Here is a 22922-nt window from a genome sequence, read left to right as displayed (position 1 = left end):
TTGAATGAAAGATCAAAAGAAAGCTAAATGGATATTAGGCACTTCTGGAGTAATATTATCTTCTTTACTATTAACGCAATTTAATAATGTTCCATCAGATATAAACATAGCTGATCTAAATTTGACAAATGAACAATCAAAAAAAATGTCAGACCGAGAAAAGGAACTTGTTCAATTAGATTGGACAAATTTTGAAATTGTTGGAGTGAATCAACTACAACAAAATAAAATTCGTACCAATCGAACTACCAAACGATCCTAAACTTAGTTTGAAGTGGAGTTGAAGTTGCTTGGATACCCTTTCATTAAACACGATGAATACAAACTTTTATATTGAAATTGCTGGAACGCAAAAAATGGATTGGAAAGACAAAGTGGTGAAATGGTTGCAATACGTTGCAAGAGAGTGGTCGAGATTTGAGCCAAATAATGAGTTAAATCAAATTAATCAACTAAAGGTAGGAGAAATAGGTAGAATTTCTCCTGCATTATATGATTGTTTAAAAGCAGCAGACAACTATTATACATTAACTAATAATATATTTTCTCCGTATTTAAAATTACATTTAGAACAACATGGGTATGATCGATCCTTTCCTTTTCAAGAATCAACGTATAAGCCAATACAAATAGAAAAAAAAACAAATAAGCCATTTCTTTTTTTGGATCACAATGAAGTTTTAAAAACGGATAATCAATTAATTGATTTAGGTGGATTTGCCAAAGGATACGTAGTTGAAAAAATAGCTGATTGGCTTAGACAGGTTTCTCCAGAGTTTGGAATTGTAGATGGTGGTGGAGATATGAAAATGTGGTCGTCAGGCAAAAAGACATGGACCATTGGGATTGCTCATCCATTTCATATACACGAAGAGATCAGTTCAATTAGAATTCAAAACGGAGCAATTGCCACATCGAATCGTATATTCAGAAGTTGGAAACAGCAGGGAAAAGAAAAGCATCACTTATTAGATGGAAGAACCGGAGAGGTAATCATTAGCCCTATCCTTCAAACAACAATAATAACAAACTCATTATGTCAAGCAGAAGTGGCAACAAAACTGGCTTTTTTATTAAATGAACAAGAATTACAAGTATGGTTTGACAAACTACAGATGCCTTGTGCTTGCTTAATAGCAAAAGATGATGGAAGTATATATTGGCTGAAAGGAGGAGAAAAATTAGATGTTATTTAGTACTTGGGAATGGATTCGATTATTAGGGCTTTTAAGTTATTTTTACTTCAGTATGTCAATTTTTTTTGGTTTACTAAGGAAATCTTCTACTCTCAAGTCCAATAAAAACTTATACTTTCAATTACATCAAATGAGTGGATGGATGGGATTTATAACTGTTATTGTACATTTACTTTTACTAATGATTGATCAATACGAACCCTATACTATTTCTGAAATCGTATTACCTTTTAGCGCTAACTATCAGGCATTGTTGTCTGGGCTAGGAACCATAGCTTTTTATTTATTTTTAATAGTTCTTTTAACATCAGATATATGGATAAATAAAATGAACTTTTCACTTTGGAAGAAGATGCATTTTCTTGTTTTACCTGCTTGGATATTATCACTTATTCATGGGCTATTCATTGGTACTGACTCTAATCAAATGTTGGTAATTTTATTTTATAGCAGTACGGTAATGGTTATAATTACCGCACTACTTGTAAGGTTGATGAGTGATGGATTTAAGAAGAAAGATCAAAAGCAAGGGGTTAGCAAGTAAGCGGTGCATGAATGGATGAAAGGCAGTTTCTCCATGTTAGCTAGACTGCCAAAGTAGCTCAAAAAAATAAACTAGTTGAATGGCACTACTGATACATGTAATGCCATTCTATGGTTTATCCATCATGTAACGATGAAGAGCCTATTTTTTAGTATAAAGAGGAAATTGAATACAAAATGTTGTACCTTTTTCCAATTCGCTTTGAACTGTGAATGTTCCTCCGTGATCTTGAACAATAGAATCAGCTATAGCAAGTCCTAGTCCTGTTCCGTTTCTGTTTCTCACAGCATCACTTCGGAAAAATCTATCAAAAATAAAAGGTAGGTCTTCCTTAGAAATCCCAATGCCTGTATCTTCAATGTAGATATATATCATTTTATCAGTTTGTAAAAGCTTTAGATAGATTGATCCTCTTTGTGTGTACTGAGCGGCATTATCTAATAATATATAAATTAATTCAGTTATATTATTTGAATTTCCAATAAATTCAACATTAGGTTGGATTTCTGTTTCGAAAACGATTGATTTCGGTAACGCTCTTTTAAACTTCCTACTAATCGTTAGTAGCAACTCTGTTAAGGAGATTTTTTCTTTAGTTGAATGAATACGATTTTTGTCATGTCGGGCTAAAAATAATAGTTTATCTAATAGCTCTTTCATTAACTCTGCTTCATGCTTTAAATCTTCAATCAATTCTTTACCGAAATCACTCATATTATTAGCTTCATCAGTTTCTAAAATATCGAGTGAACTATAAAATACACTTAGCGGTGTTCTTAACTCATGAGAAGCATCTGAAACAAAGCTTTTCTGTTTTTCAAGTGCATGTTGAATGGGAATCATGGCTTTTCCTGCCATGTAGTAACTTAAGAATCCAATTATTATCGTAAAAATTATAATTAAAACAATAAACAGTAAGATCATTTTTTGAAAAAAATGATATTGTGATGTGGTCGATTTGCCTATAACAATATATCCAAGAAATTCATCGTTCGGCTGAATGGGTTTCGATAAAATTAAAAGATGTTTATCGCGCCACTTTATATTTTTTACAAAACGTTTAGAAGGATCTTCCGTTTGAATGATTTTTTCTAGATCTTTAAATAAACCTTGATAGTTTTCGTCACCGTGGACTAGTATCTGGTCTTTTGTATAAATATAGTAAAAATACATACCATTTGGGTTAAATTCTAATTTCCCTTCATTATCATTTTTGTGCTCAAAAAAGTCATGATATTGTTCTTTATAATAAGTTTCTAGTTCTTCTATTTGTTGATAATCCATTAGTTGAACTAATGAAAAATATAGAATAATAAGAAAAGCAAAGAAAAAGCCTATAAAATAAATGGAGTTAAATAAAGTTAGTTTTTTACGAGTTTTCTTAAACATGCTACCTCACTCTGTATCCTATTCCTCTAATGTTTTCAATAATGGATTTTGGACGATTATGATCGATTTTTTTACGAACTAATTTTACTAACGCATCAAGGTTGTTGTTAGTCATTTCATGATCAAAGCCCCATACTTGTGTGTAAATTTGTTCTCTAGTAAGAATGATGCCTTTGTTGATAAAAAGGTACTCTAACAATAAAAATTCGTTTTTAGTTAATAGTATTTCTTGATTATCTTTAAAAAGTGTTCTGGAATCCAAATATAACTTTAAATCATCAATTTGAATGATTTGATGAATGGATTTATTTTTTCTTCTTAAAATGGCACGTATTCTAGCTAAGAGTTCTTCCATTTTAAATGGTTTAACAACATAATCGTCAGCACCTGCATCTAATCCGCAGATGATGTCATTGCAATCATCCTTTGCTGTTAGTATTAAAATGCCACCTTCATAACCATTTCTTCTAGCTTCTTTGCACACATCAATACCGCTTATTTCTGGCATCATCCAATCTAAAATGACTAGATCGTATGTATGAAACAGTATGTATTCTAATGCATGCTGACCATTATCTACAGCATCCACCTGATGAAATTCTTTTTGAATGATGTGAACAATGTTTTTTCTTAATCGATTATCATCTTCTGCTATCAGTATTTTCAACGAAGCTCCTCCTACCTTTTTTATATTCAATATAACTAATTTATAACAACATTATGAAATCCACCTGAATTTTTTGTGCGACCAATCTTCTACTTATTCTAAGCCAAAAAAGAAATTTAAATTAAATATCGTAATTTTTTCTAGTACCGTTTTTCAGATTTTTTTCATATTGGTTGCTTAGACTAATGTTGAACCTCAATATGGAAGGAGATCTCCTATGCGATATTTAAAAATGTTTGGGATAGTATTGGTAGTTATGTTTTTTTTGTATGATGTAAATCCCATTTATGCAGATGATATTTTTGAAGGAAAAGATGAGTATGATGAGGGTAACGGTAGACAACAACACGAAGAAGGGCGTTATGAGGACCTTGGTGAATTAATTGGTTGGTGTACATTCATAGGAATTGGTGCAGCGGGTATGATTTTTCCTATTAGAACTTTCTTGAAGTCTGTAACTCGTACTTTCCCACAATCTAAAGGGCTATATTTATACGTAGCAAAGTTAATAGGTAGATATCATATTCTTTTTGGCATAATGGCATTGTTGTTAGGTATTGGTCATGGGATAATCATGTACTTTAATGAGGGTGAATTGGAGAATGAAGGAATTATTGGCTTAATTGCAATTATTCTTTTATCAATTACTGCTATTATAGGAATGAATTTATTCAACTATAGAAAAAATCGAAGCTTGCGAACAATCCATATCTCAATAGCGGCATTAAGTGTTATTACAGGAGGGATTCATATTTTTATCTCTTAATTATGTAAACATGACTCGGCTCATAATTACTAAGCTTAACATTTTTGTTGCATACTGCATTCATTTTCTATATTTGTTGTATAAACAATGCTTAGACAAAGAATCTCTAGTATTTGAGCTTAAAGCAAAAGGATCTCATTAGGGAAGTGTGCTGTGTAATTATATTTAAGTTTATAGTTCTTGTATTGGCTATGGTATATTTCCGTATAAGAATTCTACACCTCAGCATTACTTGCAGATGAATTAAAACTAGCTGTAATGCAGGTGGACAAAACTTAGCCAACATAAGTGCGACTCGACCCCAAATAACAAAAAAACCAGGTACCGCCAAAGAGGGGTACCTAGTTCTTTTATGCAAAGGGACACTTGGGATGGAGTGACCCTAGTAACAATTTCGGAGGTGTAAGGCTAATTTAGCTTTACACTACTATATATATGTTGTGATTGCTATGGTTGAATAGTTAATTGCCTGAGAAATAATCGATGAAATGCAAAAGAGTTTGGGTATTTCATTGATTGTCTAGGATAGAAATGGTAAAGTGAACATAACTTTAGGGCCAAGGAGGAGAATTCACATGAAAAAAAGAGCTATTCGTTTTTTAAGCATGGGTATAGGGTTCTCCACAGCTGTTTTTTTCTAAAATCAACGAACATGGGATAAGTCTGCCCTTTTTTAGAAAAAAATACAATCCTAAAGGAGAAAAGAATATGAAAACTAACATAGTACGTAAAAATCCAATGCAGGTACCTAGCCCTGTTGGGAAATATAGCCACATCACAATCATCCCGAAAGATGCAACAATGTATGCATTCTCTGGACAAATTGGGGTTGATCAAGATGATCAACTGCCTGCAGATTTAATTGAACAAACCACCAATACATTTAGAAATATTGAAGCGCTTTTAGCAACTGAGGGATTGGATACATCTCATGTGGTAAAGGTGAATATATGGGCGACAGAGGAGATTGATTGGCATCATTTCTATCAGCAATGGGAAGTAATGTTTGGTCATTCCTATCCCTCTATGACTATTGCTTATGTATCTGCATTGGGGCTACCAGATATCAAAATAGAGATTGAACTTTGGGCTGCTAAATAGCCTAAAAAACGACAATATCCATGTGGTATTGTCGTTTTTGTGTACAGACGGTATTAACGTAACATCCTTTTTAATTGTTTCATTTCATAATTTAATTCGTCAATTTGCTTTTGTAGTTTGTCAATATCATTGCTATTACTTTCAATTTCCTTCAACTCATCCTCTAGAGCAAGACCAGCCGCAATGGTCGCTAGAGCGTCTCCAAGTGTTGTAATCGCCCCCGCAATGACAGCCAACTTAGCTGCTTGACTCACGGATTCCAATCCCTCATTATTCCGATTACCTTTATTTTGCTTCATATAATCCTCCCTACAAAAAAGGGTATTATTTGCATTGTATGCTAAGAATAAGAAACAGGTGAAGAATTTATGGGCATCAAATAGGTAACAAGGAAAAGTTGGATTTTATAAGGCGTTTTTTAGAAGTTTATGGTCTTTTCTAACAGGATTCTAATGACATTCAGAGAATAAATAAATATTTTAACTCATGTAAAAATGTGTTGTCAATAATAAATTTGTAATTTTATTAAAAAATGTTATAATAGTCTTACGATCATTTTTTTATAAACGTATTTCGAATTCCGATGTCCTATTTTGCAGAAAGAATTTGGATACGTTTTTTTATTTTTAAACAGAAGAAAAATTCGAAATTGTTTTAAAGAAGTTATTTGAAATTTTACTATCTAATAGTAACTTAATTTTTATTCCATAAGGAGGACTAGATGAATGAATCTAATTAATAAGAAAGTTACACACAAGCGTTTTGGCATAGGTAGTATAGTTAATCAAAATGATTCAAGTATTGAAATACATTTTGCATCAGAAAATAAAAGGTTTGTTTTTCCAGATGTATTTGGAAAGCACCTAACAATACATGATAAAAGTGATGCTAAGTTACTTGAGGAAATTATACAAAAAAAAGAAATTGAACGAAAAGAAGAAGAATCGCGGATGGAAGAGGCCAAAGAACTTCAACGGAAAGAACTCTTGCTTCGCTTGGAACACGAAAAACTTATGAGTAATCATAAACTTCATCCCGCATCACAGATGGTTTTTTGGTGTGATTCAGAGGAACAGAATAGTTCTGTTTCAGAGTGGAATGTTTTTTCAGGTATATTAAAGAGTGGTAATAATAAAGGGAAGCCAAACAAGCCGAGCCGCTTGCACCAAAATAGCGCTGTCCTTTTAACAGCAAGAGATTCCAGCCAGCCTGAAAGTGATAGACGCATCTTAGGTGTCTATATGGTGAATGAAAAATTCGTCGGCAAGCTGTGTGAAGATGGACATATTCCTGCTCATTCAAAATACAGAATTCAACTGACAGAACAGGAATCGGATCAGTTACTTTTCTGGCAATATTATATCAATGAAAAATTCCCCGAAAAAATGACATGGAAAACAGGGAAATATCGTTATTTCGAAAATTTATGGATGGCTCAAATTTTACTTGATATCATTTCGTTGAAAAGTGACCCAAAAGAACTGGAGTTGGCACAACAATTCTTTAAACATTTTTGTAAAATGAATCAGCTAACAGTTCAAGAAATTCCCAAACCTGATGGCGCATTAACCCGTATTTAGTACAGTGAACCAATTATCAAGATGAAGAGCTATACTTGCTTGCAAGAGAAAAATAATGGTAATGAATACAAGTCACTGGATTTTAAAATCCAGTGACTTGTATGTTTATGTCCCAGTAACTTTATTAGCTTTTAATACCTATTCCCCACAAAGTAACCCCAATGATTCACTTATTAGATGTAATAAAAGTAAAAAAACAGCGTTAATAATGGCTTAACGCTGTTTTTAAATTAGTCACTTTGGTGACTAAATAAAATGGGGATGTGTTTCTTGCTGAAGATATGAGCAAAGATGGAAAGCGAGTAGGGTACATTACCAATATATGATGTTTACCACCAAGCTGATAGGTGTTTATCCTTTACGATAAATAATCTTTCGTACTTTGTCGTAGGGGAGGAATTGTCCAATATGTCCCGATTCGCCATAGCCATTCCATAGGGCCAAAGCGGAAAAAGTATAGCCATAGCTTACTAAAGAGCAATTGGCAACCATAAATGCCTAGACAAATCCACAAAGATTCAAGATAGCGAAGTTGTCCAATTAAACCGAAAGCATGGCCAATTAAGAGAATAAGCGCTGTTTGCCCCAGGTAATTAGTCAAGGCCATGCGCCCATATGCTTTTAACGGTGCCAATAGTCGCTGGAACAAAGTGCTTTGTAATAATAGGATGATTGTTCCCATGTAAAAGGCAGAAGCGAATGGGCTAAACTGTAGTCCGATTAATGAAAATTGCTCAATATTTGTAATATGAGCCGCTAGCTGATCCTTGGGCAAATGCTGGATATTAACAAGAGGCTCAGGGACATACTGCCATTGATAAAACCAGCTAGCCATGCTTATAAAGCCCATTACAATCGTCACGAACATGATTTTATTTCGATGTAACGAGATATTTTCAAATAAATGATATTGACCAGCAGCTAGACCAAGCAAAATCAGTGGAAATGGCATTAAAATTTTTAGACCAAAATAGGCAGTGATGGCTAATAGGATGAATCCAAGGATGAGATTGATGTCTTTGCGCATTTTATAAAAAGGTAAGGCTACAAAGCCAAAGATAGCATAGACAGTTAAGGCTTCACCTGGTTGGAAATAAAAATGCACTAGCCCCATAAACAGTAAAATCAAAAGCCTACGACTAAATAAGGCATAGGCTTTTTCGCCCCTTGCCTGTGCGCGTGAAATAAAGAGATAGAATCCTATTCCAAATAAAAATGAAAAAATGATAAAAAATTTACCCTCTACAAAAAGTGTTAGAAAGCGGCTATAGGCAATATCGTTTGCCAATTCAGGTGGTTCAATCCACATTAATGAGGGGATATTGACTAAAATAATGCCCAGTAAGGCGAACCCTCTTAAATAATCTAATGTATCAATTCGTTTATTACTGTTGGTCGGTTGCAACGTATATCTCCTCCTTCAAGACCAATTATAAGGAAGATCTTTTAAAAGTAGTAACGATGAATGTTACGTGAATCTAACAAAATTGTCATCTTATAGAGGCTCTATTGGCTCAGGGTAAATCGCTAATAGCTCATATGCATGCTGACGTATAAGCTGAATTAGTGCGTATGGTTCTTTGACAATCGCATGTTGACCAAGGCGAAAGAATAGGGAGCTATTAAAGTGGAGCTCATGTTGATCGATAATCGTATCGATATAGCCTGTTCCATCACTATGTCGAACAACCGCTTTTTCAAGATGGGGCTCACTTAAACATTGACGAACGCCCTCGCTTGATAATTCTACATATAACCGAATAGGCTGCTGAGGCTCATAGTCAGTTTCAAGCCATTGCTGCAAATTCATCGTCGTTTTATGGTTTGCTTCACTAATTTTTATCCCTTTAATTCGATCTACACGGAAGAGTAATATTCTTTCATTTGATAGCAGTAGCGCAGGCATATACCATAAGCCATCATGAGCGTACACGCCAATAGGCTGGATATGCTTAGAGGTGATACCAGACTTCGATTCATACTGGATATGCAATTGTGATTGGTTGATGATAGCCTCTAAAACGTCCGTTAAGAGTGGTGTTGTAATGGCTCTTTTAGGGTTCCAAAAGGCAATATAGGATTGCAGCGTATCCACCTTTTTCTTGGCTTCCTTCTGTAAGGATTCATACAGTTTTTGAGAGACAGACTTCATTTCAGTATTAAAGGGTAAATCACGATAATAGTGCAAAGACTGGAATGCAAAGAAAATGGCGACCGCCTCTTCCTCAGTAAATAATATCGGGGGGAGAATGGCATTGGATAGCACCGTATAGCCCCCATGTCTTCCCTGTTCCGCGTAAATGGGTAGCCCCATATCACTTAAATCCAAAAGGTAACGATGCACCGTTCGCACGGAAATATGGAAGGTGTCGGCAATTTCCTGCGCTGTAAATTTCTTTTTCACACTGACGAATAGCAAAATATCAATTAATCGTTTAGCTTTGGTCATATTTTTTCACCTTTTTATTTAATCATGCCAATAGTTGTCATGTTTTATATTTAGTATAGAGATTGTACAAGAGATTTTCAAAAGAAGAGGAGCTGACGTAATGTCACGAGAAATACTGGTATTTATTGCAGGGAGTTTAGATGGATTTATTGCCAAGGAAAATGATGATCTACAGTGGCTAGAGGAAACAGAAGGAGAGGGTGATAATGGCTACGGTGATATGTATCAAACCATTGATACCGTCATTATGGGAAAACGGACATATGATTATATCCTAGAACATATTAAACCGTTCCCTTATCCTGATAAAAAATGCTATGTGTTCTCAACAACTCAAACTGGGGAAAATGAGCATGTGACGTTTATCCAGGAGGATGTCATCACATTTACTCAACGTTTAAAAGAGCAAGAAGGCACAAAGATTTGGATGGTAGGGGGAGGTAACCTTCTAGATGCTTTTTTACAGGAGCGGCTAATTGACGAATGGATTATTACGATTACACCCCATTTACTAGGCTCAGGGATACCCTTGTTTAAATCTCCCCGTCCGTTCGAAAACTTAAGGCTATTGGAAACAAAACGATATGGCCAAATGGTACAACTGCATTATGAGGTAAGGAAAGAGGCTTAAATCAAGCCTCTTCTTTATTGGATAAAGGAACGATAGATTTCTCCTAAGAGACCTTGCATTTGATGGACGCCTGTATCGGTGTTAATCATGGCAACAAAGCCTTTGCCTAGGTGGGGGTAGGCCACTAGCATACATTGATAGCCAACGCCCCAGCCAAGTGAGGATATTTCAAGCTGCTCACCAGCATCATCAAGAAATACACCAAGGCCCATCCATTCTTTACAGCCCTGAGGACGAATTAGCTCATGGATTGAAGCTAAACCAAGTGTACCCTTTCCCTTTAAGGCCTGCATTACCTCTTGTAATAATTTTGCTAGATCTGACGGTGTTGTCCATAATCCACAAGCTGCATCATACGGGTAAATAGGGTATCTTTGTGCTGTTACAGTGCCATCTTTCTGATGACCACTTGCTGTATTGGCAGTTGGGACTGCGGAAGAAAAAAAGCTATTTGTCATGGCTAGTGGTCGGAAAATCACGTCTGTCATGAGTGTTGAAAAACTTGAGCCTGTTGTATCCTCAATCAGCAATTGAACAATGCAAAAGCCAGCATCTGAATAGTGAAATTCTTGCTCAGCCTCAAAAGTACTATCGATTGGTATGGAACAATAAGGAGTTGTACCTTTTAATAAGTCGACCATCGAAGGCCTCTGCCATAGTGAATGTAAGGGAGAGAAGCTGCCTTTAGGGTCAATAATTCCGGCCTGATGACTTAACAAATGTCGTAATGTTACTTTTTTTCCCTGAGTGTAGCTATGATCTGGCATCTTCCAAGATGTGAGCTTTTGATTAATATCCTCATCTAAATCTACTATACCTTGCTCGACCAGCTTCATCACTAAAATGCTTGTAACTAGTTTACTAATTGAACAGGCATTGAAGATGGTTTCGGTATTGATTCTGTTAGTTTTCCCGACCTCTAATAGACCAAAGCACTCTGCCTTCTGAAGCTCACCATCCTTTATATAGGCAATGCTGAGGCCAGCTATTTGTTGTTGCGACATTTGCTCATGTATTGTCATGAATAAAGATCTCCTAGTTTTTCCTTTATTATACCATAATTAGGAACGAATGTTCTTGGAAAACTATCGTTATGTCAGCTGAAATCTATTGTATAATAAAGGAATTATTTCTACAAAGGTACATACAATGGAGGGGTTTTGTGACAAAAGCGTTTCCACAAAAAATACATATCATTGGGTCCGTTGGCAGTGGGAAAACAACATTGGCGAGGAAGTTATCTAAAACCTTGCAGATTCCTTATTATGAGCTTGATAATGTGGCATGGATGCGAAAGGAATCAGGGGATATTCTAAGAACAGATGAAGAAAAAAAGGAGCACTTACAAACCATTCTCCAAACGAACAGTTGGATTATAGAGGGGATCCATCAGGAGAAGTGGGTTGTTGATAGCTTCCAGCAAGCTGATTGCATTATCTTTCTCGATACGCCTTATAAAATTCGAGTCTTTCGTATAATAAAAAGATTTATAAAACAAAAAATGGGCTTCGAAAAAGCTCACTATCAACCTACTTTTTCGATCTTTTTTAAAATGTTTCGTTGGAATAAACGCTTTGAAAGGGTAGGAAAGCCTAAATTCTTTAAACAGCAACATGCTGTATTGGCTAAACTTTTAATGATTCAGCGCAAAAAGGATTTAGATTCCTATTTTCGACAATTCTAAAGCGTATCCCGATGTCAGGATACGCTTGTTCTTAGGCATTTTTCTTTGTACGTGTAGTCCGTTTTCTTGTAGCGGGCTTTTTTGTTTTTTCTAAAGAGGCCTGTAGAGCTGTCATTAAATCCGTGACATTTTCAGGAATTGGACGTTGTTTATCGCTTGTAGATATCGTATTTGTAGCTTTCTTTTCTTCAATTAGTTCTAATAAAGCATTGCGGTAATCATCTGTATATTTTTCAGGGTTGAATGTAGTTGTTAGTTGTTCCACTAACATGAGGGCTGTATCGAGCTCCTTTTGTACTACATCCTGTTCACTTGGAATATTAGGGACATCGCCAATGCTTCTTACCTCATCTGGATAGTGAATTGTTTCCATCACAAGGGCATTTTGATAAACACGCACAATGGCAAGTTGCTCTTTAGAGCGGATAACGATTTTGGCAATGCCAATTTTCCCTGATTGTTCTAATGTTTTTCGTAACAATGAATAGGCTTTGGCTCCCGTCGAATCGGGTGATAAAAAATAGGTGCGTTCAAAATAGATTGGATCGATTTCAGTTAATTGCACAAAATCAATAATTTCCACAGCCTTATCTTCATTTTCCTTACGCAAGTTTTCTAAATCCTCTTGATCCAACACAACAAATTTATTTTTGGCATATTCATAAGCCTTCACGATATCCTCATCTGTTACCTCTTGGTTACAGCCCTCACAAACCTTTTTATAGCTAATCGGCGTATGGCATTCTTTGTGAAGCTGACGCAATTTGACATCTTTATTTTCAGTAGCAGCATGTAGTTTCACAGGAATATTAACAAGTCCAAAGGAAATACTGCCTTTCCACACTGTATGCATTGTTGTCACCTCGTTTTTCTTACTATGATGTATTTTGAGGTTTTTTATGTATCTTAAAATGAAATCTTCAAACACTGAATATAAAAAGCAAAGTAGGTATAGCGGAATGAAACCAATGCTTTTATCCGAAACAAACGATATTCCTAGTGGAGATGAATGGCTATTTGAAACAAAATATGATGGTTTTCGCTGCTTATTAGTTTGGGATGAGGAGCCGAAGCTCATTAGCAGAAATGGACGACAGTTAAATCACTTGTTTCCCGAAATTTTAGCTTTTTGTCAGCAAATATATACATCCATCCAAACCTTTTTACCCCTAACCTTGGATGGGGAGTTAGTTTATTTACGCAATCATTATAAAAGTGATTTTGCCGTTGTTCAGAAGAGGGGGAGAATGCAAAATCAAGACGTGATTCAGGAACATGCTCATTCATGTCCTTTTCACTATCTAGCATTTGATGTTTTAACCCTTAAAGGAGAATCTCTCCAAAACCACTATTTAAAAACGCGTAAGGAGCAATTGGTCAAGCTTGCTACGAAGTTCAAATGGCCAAGCGTAAACTATGAGAATCCAACGCCTATCCAAGTCATACATGGTAGTGAGGAGCATGAGAGCTTATGGCAGTCCATCAAGCTTTACAATGGGGAAGGCATTGTAGCTAAGAAGAAAACAAGTAAATGGCTTGAAAACATACGATCAAATCATTGGTTAAAGATAAAAAATTGGCGTTATGTCACAGTCATTGTCACACAATATGACCATAGCAATAGTTATTTTCATGGTGCAGTTTTTGAGGACAATGAATTACGAGAAGTCGTTACGTTTAAGCATGGTATGACAGAAGAAGAGCATCAAACACTTGTCAAATTCTTTCAGACTAATGGACTGCGTAAAAAGGAGCTATGGGCACTTGAGCCTTCGATTTGTGTTGATATTGCCTGTATTGATTTTGATGGTAGTAAGCTTCGGGAACCTAGATTTCATGCCTTTCGATTAGAGATATCACCTGAGGAATGTCATTGGCTGCACATGCAACGTCAACTGTATCCTATCCCTGATTCAGTTGCTATCACACATCCAGACAAGCCTGTATGGCCGAATATGGGTATTACAAAGGATCAATACTTGTTCTATTTGCAAAATATTTCGCCCTATTTAATGCCTTTTCTAAAGGATCGCCCTCTAACGCTAATACGCTATCCACATGGTGTTCCAGGCGAAAGTTTTTATCAAAAAAGTAAACCAGAAAAAATGCCTAATTTTGTGGCAACAGCTGTGATGGATGATATTGATTATATCGTGTGTAATAACTTGGAAACGTTATTGTGGCTTGGAAATCAGCTGGCATTAGAGTTCCACATTCCATTTCAAACACATCATTCTTCGTACCCGACAGAAATCGTTTTCGACTTAGATCCTCCTTCAGTACAAGATTTTTCATTAGCCGTTTCAGGAGCACTTGATTTAAAGAACATTATTGATTATTTTCAGCTCCAATCCTTTGTCAAAACATCAGGTGGAAAAGGTTTACAGCTGTATATTCCTTTACCCGCAAATACATTTACTTATGAAGAGGTACGTATATTTACAGAGTTTGTTTGTCGCTTTTTATGTGAGCAAAAGCCAAATTTATATACAATTGAGCGTTTAAAAAAGAATCGTCATGAAAAATTATATTTAGATTATGTACAACATGCAGAGGGCAAGACTATCATTGCCCCGTATTCCACTCGTGGCAATGAAATGGGTTTAGTAGCAACACCGCTTCTATGGGAGGAGGTCAATGAAAACCTAACGCCAACACTTTTTACGATTCCCTTTGTCATGGAGCGCATGAAAAAAATGAGCAATCCCTTTCAATTATTTCGTGAAGTAGGGGAGCAACAAAATTTTCAAGCAGTTCTAGATCAATTAAAGGAATGAGGACACTTATGGAGATAGGAAAAGCTTGGACAGGGCATAAGCGCAGTGCGATGTAAAGCGAGCGGTTCACCTGAAAAAAGAGCGCCCTCCGATGTAAAAGGGCAGGTTTTACAAAAAGCTTGCTTTGACCAGTACTATAAGCGCTTCTAAAAAAGAGGTGTCCCTAATGTCATTGGGAACACCTCTTATTGCCGTTAAAGTGGAATCTGCGCATTTGCTTTTTCGAGATAATCCAGTATGCCCATTGCGGACACAATGGTATCGAATGGGATGGTTTGATAGACAGGATGATCGGACGGAATGCCGTTTTCCTGTAGATAGTTAAATAAAAGTTCCTTTAAGCGAGCATCTAAGTAGTGAACTTGTTCTTGGAACTGGCTGGATGCTGCTTGCGCTTTTCTACCTTCTTCTAAAAAGAGTGGTGTCCAATAGCGCACCTGACGATAGGCTTCAGCTGGATTTTTATAAGCCCCATAGTGACCGAAGTACAATTCACTTGCTTGTAGCTTTTCGTACAATTTTAAGGATTGTTCCATTGTTTCAGGGTTGTATTGATTTGGAGAGGTGGACGGAATGATTAAATCAATTGCTTCCTCATCCATTTCGGGATAGCGAACACCTGTTGTATCTCCTACAAACAAGCCATTTGTTGCGGAATAAAGCATTGAAACATGATGCTTAGCATGCCCCTCAGTATGATAAAACGTTAAATGATGCTGACCTAATTGTAATCGCTGTTCGTGATGGACTTCAATAATTCTTGTAGCGTCAATGGGCACAATTGGATCAAAAAGGCGGTCAAATTCAGCGCCATAAACCCCTTTAGCACTGCGGATAAGACGACTGGGATCAATCATGTGGGCTGCGCCTCGTGGATGAACCACTAATTTAGCATTGGGACAGCTTTGCAAAAATAACCCTGCTCCGCCTGCATGGTCTAAATGAATATGTGTCACGATGACATAGTCTATATCCTCTACGGAAATATTTAATTTTTGTAACCCTTCCATAATATAAGGTACGGATGGACTGGCTGAAGTTTCGATGAGAGCTATCTTTTCATCGATTAATAGATAGGAGCTTGTTCGCTGCTCTCGACCTAAATCATGTGTATCGATACAGTAGAAATTTGGTGCGATTTGTTGGACACTAGTCAATTCAATTTCCCCCTTTTTTCAAAAATAAGCTAATTCTGCTTATAAATGCAATATTTATCTACAAAAAGTAGTTGTTATACTATATAATAATAGAAAATTAAACTGAATGTCTATTCATTTTTTTAGGGGGATAGTAATGGAGCATAAAATTCGTTATGATACACGAAAAGTTCATCGTGTAAATTTGGCTATTATCTCAATTTTGGCCATTCTAATATGTGGACCTATGATTCTATCAAAGGGCATCCATTTTTTATTTATTGGGTTAGCTGTCATTGCTTTGGCGGTATGTAATTATTTTTTACCTATAAAAACGTATGTCAAAGGCTTTATTTTTGGTCTCATTCCATCAAGTGTTGTGTTTACCTTATTTTTGCTTGATAGCTTCTCATTAAATAAACATTATATTTTACTGTGCACAGTGGCCATCATTGCCCTATATTTTAAAAAAGAATTGATTGTTTTCTTTGGGATTCTAACCAATTTTAGTTTTTTCATTTTATATATGGTCAACTCGTCATCATTGTTAGGACCATTTGATGACACCATTGTCTTTGTGACACTTCTGGCAATTATGAATGGGGTCATTATTGCTTTTTATTTGCTGGCAAAATGGGGAAATGAATTGATTCAACATGCAGAAATCCAGCAAAATGAAGTGCAAGCATCCTTCAATCAACTACAAAATACATTTCAGGAAATCGAAAAGAGTAGTCAGGCATTGGACAAACATGTCACGCAATTCCAACAAACAATGCAAAGGATTTCTGGCTCTAGTAAGCAAATTTTAGTAGCGACAGAGGATATTTCTGCAAGTATTCAGCAGGAGGCATCTAGTTTGCAAATGATTCATGGCACAATGGGTGACTCGGTTCATTTTGTCAATAAAACATTGACGATTTCGAAGGATACGGTCGCTAAATCTACTGATCTACAACAAGAAGTATTAGCAGGGTGGGATAAAATGCAGGATGCAATGACTCAAATGAGCGTCATGAGTCATGCCATGGGCTCAACTGCAGAAACTGTCAACGAGCTGCAACACAGCCTGCAAACAGTGGATAGTCTATTAAAGGGGATTACCCATATTGCAGAACAGACTAATTTATTGGCCTTAAATGCGGCGATAGAAGCAGCTAGAGCGGGAGAACATGGAAAAGGATTTGCTATTGTAGCAGATGAAGTGCGTAAGCTAGCAGAGGAAAGCGCTGCAATTACTGTCAGCATTACCAATGTGACAAAAACCTTGTTTGAAAAATCAACAGAGGCTCATCAACGCTCTGATGACGGTGAAAAGGCACTCCAGCATGGAGAACAGCTTTTACAGGATGTCAGTCATTTCTTTAATAGTTTAAAGGATTCTTTTACGGAAACGAATACAGATTTAACAAGAGGGATGCATGAATTAAGCAGTGCCATCTCACAATTCGAGGTAATTCAAAAGCAAATTGAAAAACTGAATCACATGACCGAGCAAAATGCGGCTTCTACTGGTGCTATTCTACATTCAGTGGAGGACGAAAATCAGCTTCTAGTAAGCATGACAGATACGACAAATCATATTCAGGCTTTAAGTAACACGTTAAAGGCATTAGTGATGGCAAAGGTATAATAGAACCATTGATATTGAAATAAATGGTAGGGTAAAATAAGAGTAGGATTAACCTTCCTAGATGGAGGGTATAGAGATAGTATTCATCTACATTGTTTTATCCATATCTGGTTGTGGTGATTGTTTTTGAGTTTGTATGAGCCTCAGCACAATAACTTAAATATGCATTTGTAGTGGGGTATGCTATGGTGATTGTCACCATTTATATATTAGCTGTAGATACATTCAGGCCATAAATCAGTTGTATGACTTGAAAAGGAGGACGGATTCCATGAACATTCGTAGTGTACAGAGTTCAGATTACTATACTTTATCTCCATTGATTAATGAGTGGTGGGGTGGTAGGAATATGTCAGACAAGCTGCCTAAATTATTTTTTGATCACTTTACAAATACAAGCCTTATTATGGAGAAGGATGGCGAAATTATTGGCTTCCTCATTGGCTTTTTATCGCAGTCCAAAACAAATGAAGCGTTCATCCATTTTGTTGGGGTCCATCCTGATTACAGAAAACAGAATATTGCAAAAAGATTATATGATGTATTCTTTCATGTGGTGAAGCAATACCATCGAAATATTGTGAAATGTGTCACGTCGCCTATTAATGAAGTATCCATCGCCTTCCATACGAATCTGGGTTTTAGAATGGAAAAAGGTGACAAAGTGTTAGATAATATGTCCATTCATAGTAATTATGGTGGTGAAAATCAAGATCGTGTGTTGTTTTATAAAATTCTACCGTAATTTACTTTCGATAGTTGGCATATAGTCCCGAATAAGGGGGCTATACATGTTTATTAAAAGGTTATTTACGTTATGGTTTCTACTTTTAAGCATTGTTTGTGGTGCATTTTTCTTTTTGGCAAATGCACCTATTCAATATGCTGAAAAAACCAATGTTTCTATGTCACAGCCTAGTAATGATGAATTATTGCGTTATATTCAGCAATATCAATTTTTAATTAGTGAGATTTCCTATACATTGCGCAAAGAATCCTATAGCTTTCTATTAGATTATGGAATTTTACCTAATGGAAAAATAGAGCTCCTTGTGTCATTACCCGACAAGGTCGATCACAAGACAAAGCAACATATAGAAGAAACAATGCTGGACGTTATCAAAGCTAATGAATTAAACCCCATCTCTTTTCAAATAACGTTAAAGCAACTCTATGAGCCAGTAGAAGCGATCTCAACTCGGCTAAGTTATAATGATGTCATAGCCAATCTATTTGAGGCGATGTTTGCAGAAAATTTTGGCACTTTCAGCATTGACCATAGTATGACGTCTGAGGAAATTCAAGTAAGAATTAATTTAACACAAGAGAAAAATCACAAGGCTAAAAAGAAGGCTCAACAGTTAGCGGAAGATACGATAAAGCAGCATCAATTTGATGTAGAGACCTTTTCTATTGATGTTCAAAATACGATGAAAACTTTAGATTAAAAAATAATTCAGATTAGATGAAGAGGGGAATACATACTCTACATGTGACAAACTCTGTATCTTTTTCTTTTATAGGTGTGTGTCAAGGTATGATGGTCATTTTCAAAGAAGTGCAGTGTAAGGGTTTTGATTTCTAAAAACGGAGCGGACCATTATGGTGATGCTCTTTTTTTATTAATAATCTCAATAACCATGGGGGTAAAAAGAAATGAATAAAACACAACATAAAATAGCAATCATTACGGGTGCAAGCCACCCTCAAGATATTGGAACAGCTATTTGTAGAAGATTGGCTACGGATGGTGTCAATGTTTTTTTCACACACTGGCATGCTAATCGTAAGTGGATAGGAGAATTCAAACAGGAAATTTTGAGTAAGGGTGTTTCATGTGAAGAATTGTCGATTGATTTATCAGATTCCCAAGCTCCAAAAACGATACTCCAAACGGTTTTCGAAAAAATGGGTGTACCTTCCATTTTAGTGAATAATGCTGCCCATTCAGCACAAGATGGTTATCTAGCATTAGATGCTCAAACATTAGACGAGCATTACGCGGTGAATATAAGGTCAACCCTACTACTTTGTGTGGAATTTGCACGTCTTTTTGAAAAAGCTAATTTAAACTCAGGGAGAATTATTAATATGACTTCTGGTCAAGATTTAGGTCCTATGATGGGAGAGCTAGCCTATGTGGCAACGAAAGGGGCAATTTCAGCCTTTACTAGATCATTAGCACAGGAGCTAGCACCGCTGGGCATTACCGTCAATGCTGTCAATCCAGGGCCAACAGATTCTACATGGATGAATGATGAGATTAGAAGTTATCTGTTACCCAAATTTCCAATGGGGCGGATTGGGACACCAGTGGATGTGGCCAAGGTGATTAGCTTTCTTGCTAGCGAGGAGGCTACATGGATAACTGGTCAAATAATCCACTCAGAGGGCGGATTTTTAAGAGGATAATTGATTAAAAGCCTTGCTTCAGTTGTGGCAAGGCTTTTCTACGTGCTTATAAGTACGTAAAAAGGGTCACTCCCGAAATTGGAAATGACCAAGGTTTGTTAGGTGTGTTCGTTGGAGGAAAAAATCTTAAAGAACAGATACACTACTATTTTATTCGGTTAGTATAATAATTTCTAGGCTTTAAACCAGTGACAGCGTATCTTCCTAAGGGCTTTATTTTTTCCCCACATCAACACTTTTATAGTCCTCCTACTTATGTATAGCAAGGCAAAAAGGTTGCTGTAGACCCACTCGATGTTGGGTTGTTATGATGATGATGTACGTAAGTGGGAGGTAAGTGAATTGGAAGCAGAAAGATATAATAATCTTAAATTAGGTGAACGTGGTGCCATTATCAGTATTATTGCATATATAATTTTATCCATCATAAAAGTTGGCATTGGTTACTTGAGTGGTTCAGAAGCTTTAAAAGCTGATGGTTTGAATAATACGACAGATATTATTGCCTCTATTGCAGTACTTATTGGGCTAAAGCTTTCACAAAAACCAGCAGATCATGATCATCGCTATGGTCATTGGAAAAGTGAAACCATTGCATCAATGGTCGCTTCATTTATTATGATGGCCGTTGGTATTCAAGTATTGGTCGGTGGTTTTTCTTCCATTTTTCAAGGTGGAAAAGAATCGCCGGATATGGTCGCAGCCTATGTAGGGATAGGATCAGCATTGGTGATGTATTTAGTCTATCGTTACAACAAACAATTGGCTAAAAAAATCAATAGTAAAGCCGTTATGGCTGCAGCTAAAGATAATTTGTCAGACGCTTGGGTAAGTATTGGAACCGCTGTAGGAATTTTAGGGTCACAACTACATATGCCTTGGTTAGATACGGGTACTGCCATTGTCGTAGGTTTCATCATTTGTAAAACAGCTTGGGAGATTTTCAAGGAAGCCTCTCATGAACTATCGGATGGATTTGATGAGAAAATTCTTCAAACATACAAAGAGATTATTTTAAAAATAGATGGTGTTAAAGGATTGAAAGAAATCAGAGGAAGAAATTATGGGAATAATGAGGTAATTGATGTCGTTATACTTGTAGATGCAAAGTTAGATATCACGAAAGCGCATGATGTTGCTTCGGTTGTTGAAAAGAATATGGTGGAAGAGCAAGGGGTTTATGAAGTGCATGTCCATGTAGAGCCTAAGGATGCAAAGGGCAAATAAGTCCTAAAATGTAATATTCAGCTTCAAAAAATATACGGATTAATGAGGTAAGGAATGTCGCTATTGAAATACAAAAACAATTGCCTCTAGCTGCTATAGCTGCGGGTTATCGTCATACTGTTGGGCTAAAGGCTGACGGCACGATGTTAGCTGTGAGCAGGAATAATGAAAGCCAAGGTAATGTAGTTTCAAACTAAACAATAAATAATCTGTAGCTACTTAATGGCGGTGAAATGGCTAATTTTAACCTTTAAAATTGGTGGTACGTGCAGGTTTTAGCCTTCATTGATAAAAAAATTCACTTTTCACTGGACTAATACGATTTTTTATCATATACTGTATGTAATAGAATCTTTCTTAAAGAAATAATAAATTCACATATTACAAAGAGTAATCGTGTTTTGTTAGTTACTTTTTGTAATATGTGAATTTTTTTCTTTGGAAGTAGTATGATTTTATTTAATAACATTATTGGAGGTCATTTAAATGACACAAGGTACAGTAAAATGGTTTAACGCAGAAAAAGGTTTTGGTTTCATCGAAGTAGAAGGCGGACAAGACGTATTCGCTCACTTCTCAGCTATCCAAGGTGAAGGTTTCAAATCACTTGAAGAAGGTCAAAAAGTTGAATTCACAGTTGAAGAAGGTCAACGTGGACCACAAGCTGCTAACATCGTTAAACTTTAATTTTTAAATGAAGAAAAACATTCTTAAATAGAGTGGTTTCAGTAGACAAAGTCGATTTTTTCGACTTTGTCTTTATTTTTTTTCATTACATTTCAAATCGGGAAATACATTTGTTACTTGCCTATTCTCGATGAAAGAAGTGAGGATATGAGGTTTTACCAAGAAGAATGTAAAAGCAACACGAGGGAGTTTGTTCAGTATGATCTGTTTACAAATCAAAACTACCTAAAATCATAAAATCTACAATCACGCCACTTACTGGATTTTCCGATCCTAATACATTAATTCCTAATACTGTCACACCACTAATATTTGTAATATTAGCAGAGACATATTTCCCACTAATATTCTTCTCTCTCATTTGAACTCTCGGTCTTAAGTTTATCGTTGGATTTGTCGAGTATACACTTGCAACTGCATAGTCAATAGTAGTTAAAAGAGCATTGCCATTCGCTAATGCATTGTCTGTAAAATATAATGTGGCTATTCCATTTGCATCAGAGGTAGCTTGTCCATAAACGATGCGCTTTACTTTTTTTGGATTTGCATCTCCTGCTTTAAACACCTGCATGACAGTTGGGGCAAGTGTAATAAAATCAATGCTCATAGGCATTCTCCTTTGTTATTTTTAGCCCAAATTATGCTTGATATATTCTATGAACTGTTTGTTAGATTAGTACACTAAGCAACAAACTTCCTACATACATTCTTCTATGCAACAAAGTAAGTAGTAAAAAAGGGTCACCAGGGTGTAAGACGACCCTTTGATCATAGCATGAATATTTGAGGATAATAGAAGGTAATTATTAATGATATAAGAAAGTAGCACCAGCAATAATTAAAAGAATAAAGAGGACAACAATTAGAGCGAATGATAAATTATCATGCTTGCCATAGTTTGAACCGTAAACTTCATATCCCATATGAAAGTCCCTCCTTTCGAAAATCTAGAATATGTAAAGTATAGAAAGCTTCAGGCAAAATAATCTCCTTTAAAACGAGGTTTATATAAATGAATAAATATTTAAGGGTCACTCGGCTGA

At 36.0% G+C, this 22922-nt stretch carries 26 protein-coding genes; 16 read left to right on the top strand and 10 right to left on the bottom strand.

The genetic code is table 11. The features are described from left to right. Nucleotides 1-4 precede the first annotated feature (4 nt). From NYE73_RS14315 to NYE73_RS14305, 3 genes are read left to right on the top strand one after another with little or no spacing between them, the layout of a single operon-like run. Entirely contained in the window at nucleotides 5-262 is a 258-nt protein-coding gene (locus tag NYE73_RS14315) for a hypothetical protein (RefSeq protein ID WP_115673268.1), read from the top strand. 52 nt (nucleotides 263-314) lie between these two features. Further along, on the top strand, nucleotides 315-1196 hold the full coding sequence (locus tag NYE73_RS14310; protein WP_259955494.1) for an FAD:protein FMN transferase: 882 nt from the start codon (nucleotides 315-317) through the stop codon (nucleotides 1194-1196). Then, the gene (locus NYE73_RS14305) at nucleotides 1186-1740 is read left to right on the top strand and encodes a ferric reductase-like transmembrane domain-containing protein (protein ID WP_036076409.1); all 555 of its coding nucleotides are present in this window, start codon (nucleotides 1186-1188) and stop codon (nucleotides 1738-1740) included. The genes NYE73_RS14310 and NYE73_RS14305 overlap by 11 nt, the downstream gene beginning before the upstream one ends. Nucleotides 1741-1881: 141 nt before the next feature. Here NYE73_RS14305 and NYE73_RS14300 read toward each other — a convergent pair whose 3' ends face one another. Both NYE73_RS14300 and NYE73_RS14295 read right to left on the bottom strand, forming a co-directional pair. Continuing rightward, nucleotides 1882-3129 (bottom strand): sensor histidine kinase, encoded by a 1248-nt coding sequence (locus tag NYE73_RS14300; protein WP_115673267.1) that lies wholly within the window; start codon nucleotides 3127-3129, stop codon nucleotides 1882-1884. 1 nt (nucleotide 3130) lies between these two features. After that, on the bottom strand, nucleotides 3131-3796 hold the full coding sequence (locus tag NYE73_RS14295) for a response regulator transcription factor (RefSeq protein WP_036076407.1): 666 nt from the start codon (nucleotides 3794-3796) through the stop codon (nucleotides 3131-3133). Between the two features lie 217 nt (nucleotides 3797-4013). On the opposite strand from NYE73_RS14295, the gene NYE73_RS14290 reads away from it, so the two are divergent. Together NYE73_RS14290 and NYE73_RS14285 are read left to right on the top strand one after the other, a co-directional pair. Beyond that, the gene (locus tag NYE73_RS14290; RefSeq protein ID WP_115673266.1) at nucleotides 4014-4562 is read left to right on the top strand and encodes a hypothetical protein; all 549 of its coding nucleotides are present in this window, start codon (nucleotides 4014-4016) and stop codon (nucleotides 4560-4562) included. Between the two features lie 708 nt (nucleotides 4563-5270). Further along, nucleotides 5271-5663, top strand: a complete 393-nt coding sequence (locus tag NYE73_RS14285; RefSeq protein ID WP_054550287.1) for a RidA family protein — start codon at nucleotides 5271-5273, stop codon at nucleotides 5661-5663. 53 nt (nucleotides 5664-5716) lie between these two features. Here the strand turns inward: NYE73_RS14285 and NYE73_RS14280 are convergent, their stop codons facing one another. Further along, nucleotides 5717-5962, bottom strand: a complete 246-nt coding sequence (locus NYE73_RS14280) for a hypothetical protein (protein WP_048392591.1) — start codon at nucleotides 5960-5962, stop codon at nucleotides 5717-5719. A gap of 426 nt (nucleotides 5963-6388) precedes the next feature. Between NYE73_RS14280 and NYE73_RS14275 the strand changes: the two genes are divergently transcribed. After that, the gene (locus NYE73_RS14275) at nucleotides 6389-7243 is read left to right on the top strand and encodes a hypothetical protein (RefSeq protein WP_054550286.1); all 855 of its coding nucleotides are present in this window, start codon (nucleotides 6389-6391) and stop codon (nucleotides 7241-7243) included. 358 nt (nucleotides 7244-7601) lie between these two features. Here the strand turns inward: NYE73_RS14275 and NYE73_RS14270 are convergent, their stop codons facing one another. Further along, nucleotides 7602-8648, bottom strand: coding sequence for a DUF418 domain-containing protein (locus NYE73_RS14270; RefSeq protein ID WP_259950408.1), 1047 nt, complete (start codon nucleotides 8646-8648; stop codon nucleotides 7602-7604). Nucleotides 8649-8738: 90 nt separating this feature from the next. Next, nucleotides 8739-9692, bottom strand: coding sequence for a helix-turn-helix transcriptional regulator (locus tag NYE73_RS14265; protein ID WP_054550284.1), 954 nt, complete (start codon nucleotides 9690-9692; stop codon nucleotides 8739-8741). 100 nt (nucleotides 9693-9792) lie between these two features. Here NYE73_RS14265 and NYE73_RS14260 point away from each other — a divergent pair, with 100 nt between their 5' ends. Next, nucleotides 9793-10323: a dihydrofolate reductase family protein gene (locus tag NYE73_RS14260; RefSeq protein WP_054550283.1), complete on the top strand. Its 531-nt coding sequence runs from the start codon at nucleotides 9793-9795 to the stop codon at nucleotides 10321-10323. A gap of 14 nt (nucleotides 10324-10337) precedes the next feature. Here NYE73_RS14260 and NYE73_RS14255 read toward each other — a convergent pair whose 3' ends face one another. After that, nucleotides 10338-11345: a serine hydrolase domain-containing protein gene (locus tag NYE73_RS14255; protein WP_259950405.1), complete on the bottom strand. Its 1008-nt coding sequence runs from the start codon at nucleotides 11343-11345 to the stop codon at nucleotides 10338-10340. A gap of 140 nt (nucleotides 11346-11485) precedes the next feature. Between NYE73_RS14255 and NYE73_RS14250 the strand changes: the two genes are divergently transcribed. Continuing rightward, entirely contained in the window at nucleotides 11486-12007 is a 522-nt protein-coding gene (locus tag NYE73_RS14250) for an AAA family ATPase (protein ID WP_048392603.1), read from the top strand. Between the two features lie 31 nt (nucleotides 12008-12038). Here the strand turns inward: NYE73_RS14250 and ku are convergent, their stop codons facing one another. Further along, a complete protein-coding gene (gene ku / locus NYE73_RS14245; protein ID WP_259950403.1) occupies nucleotides 12039-12860 on the bottom strand; it encodes a non-homologous end joining protein Ku in 822 nt (273 codons plus the stop codon). Nucleotides 12861-12966: 106 nt separating this feature from the next. Between ku and NYE73_RS14240 the strand changes: the two genes are divergently transcribed. Then, complete coding sequence (locus tag NYE73_RS14240) at nucleotides 12967-14784, top strand: DNA ligase D (RefSeq protein WP_259950401.1); 1818 nt, start codon at nucleotides 12967-12969, stop codon at nucleotides 14782-14784. 194 nt (nucleotides 14785-14978) lie between these two features. On the opposite strand, the gene NYE73_RS14235 is transcribed toward NYE73_RS14240, so the two are convergent. After that, nucleotides 14979-15941, bottom strand: coding sequence for an MBL fold metallo-hydrolase (locus tag NYE73_RS14235; protein WP_259950399.1), 963 nt, complete (start codon nucleotides 15939-15941; stop codon nucleotides 14979-14981). Nucleotides 15942-16077: 136 nt separating this feature from the next. Here NYE73_RS14235 and NYE73_RS14230 point away from each other — a divergent pair, with 136 nt between their 5' ends. From NYE73_RS14230 to NYE73_RS14200, 7 genes are all read left to right on the top strand, one after another. After that, nucleotides 16078-17553 carry a methyl-accepting chemotaxis protein gene (locus NYE73_RS14230; protein ID WP_066037302.1) on the top strand — a complete coding sequence of 492 codons (1476 nt, stop codon included), beginning with the start codon at nucleotides 16078-16080 and terminating at the stop codon, nucleotides 17551-17553. A gap of 271 nt (nucleotides 17554-17824) precedes the next feature. Continuing rightward, entirely contained in the window at nucleotides 17825-18298 is a 474-nt protein-coding gene (locus tag NYE73_RS14225; protein ID WP_103118249.1) for a GNAT family N-acetyltransferase, read from the top strand. Between the two features lie 46 nt (nucleotides 18299-18344). Then, the gene (locus NYE73_RS14220; RefSeq protein ID WP_259950395.1) at nucleotides 18345-19001 is read left to right on the top strand and encodes a hypothetical protein; all 657 of its coding nucleotides are present in this window, start codon (nucleotides 18345-18347) and stop codon (nucleotides 18999-19001) included. A gap of 208 nt (nucleotides 19002-19209) precedes the next feature. Beyond that, nucleotides 19210-19965, top strand: a complete 756-nt coding sequence (locus NYE73_RS14215) for an SDR family oxidoreductase (RefSeq protein WP_103118247.1) — start codon at nucleotides 19210-19212, stop codon at nucleotides 19963-19965. A 342-nt stretch (nucleotides 19966-20307) separates the two neighbouring features. After that, nucleotides 20308-21192, top strand: a complete 885-nt coding sequence (locus tag NYE73_RS14210; protein ID WP_103118246.1) for a cation diffusion facilitator family transporter — start codon at nucleotides 20308-20310, stop codon at nucleotides 21190-21192. A gap of 80 nt (nucleotides 21193-21272) precedes the next feature. Beyond that, nucleotides 21273-21389: an RCC1-like domain-containing protein gene (locus NYE73_RS14205; RefSeq protein ID WP_259950391.1), complete on the top strand. Its 117-nt coding sequence runs from the start codon at nucleotides 21273-21275 to the stop codon at nucleotides 21387-21389. 289 nt (nucleotides 21390-21678) lie between these two features. Further along, nucleotides 21679-21879 (top strand): cold-shock protein, encoded by a 201-nt coding sequence (locus NYE73_RS14200; protein ID WP_004225195.1) that lies wholly within the window; start codon nucleotides 21679-21681, stop codon nucleotides 21877-21879. A 208-nt stretch (nucleotides 21880-22087) separates the two neighbouring features. Here the strand turns inward: NYE73_RS14200 and NYE73_RS14195 are convergent, their stop codons facing one another. Both NYE73_RS14195 and NYE73_RS14190 read right to left on the bottom strand, forming a co-directional pair. Next, nucleotides 22088-22486 (bottom strand): hypothetical protein, encoded by a 399-nt coding sequence (locus NYE73_RS14195; protein WP_103118245.1) that lies wholly within the window; start codon nucleotides 22484-22486, stop codon nucleotides 22088-22090. Between the two features lie 199 nt (nucleotides 22487-22685). Next, the gene (locus NYE73_RS14190; RefSeq protein WP_004225198.1) at nucleotides 22686-22802 is read right to left on the bottom strand and encodes a YjcZ family sporulation protein; all 117 of its coding nucleotides are present in this window, start codon (nucleotides 22800-22802) and stop codon (nucleotides 22686-22688) included. Between the last annotated feature and the right edge of the window lie 120 nt (nucleotides 22803-22922).

Source organism: Lysinibacillus sp. FSL K6-0102 (genome assembly GCF_038003545.1).
GTDB classification, from domain to species: domain Bacteria; phylum Bacillota; class Bacilli; order Bacillales_A; family Planococcaceae; genus Lysinibacillus; species Lysinibacillus capsici.
This window is presented reverse-complemented; position numbering and strand designations above follow the sequence as displayed.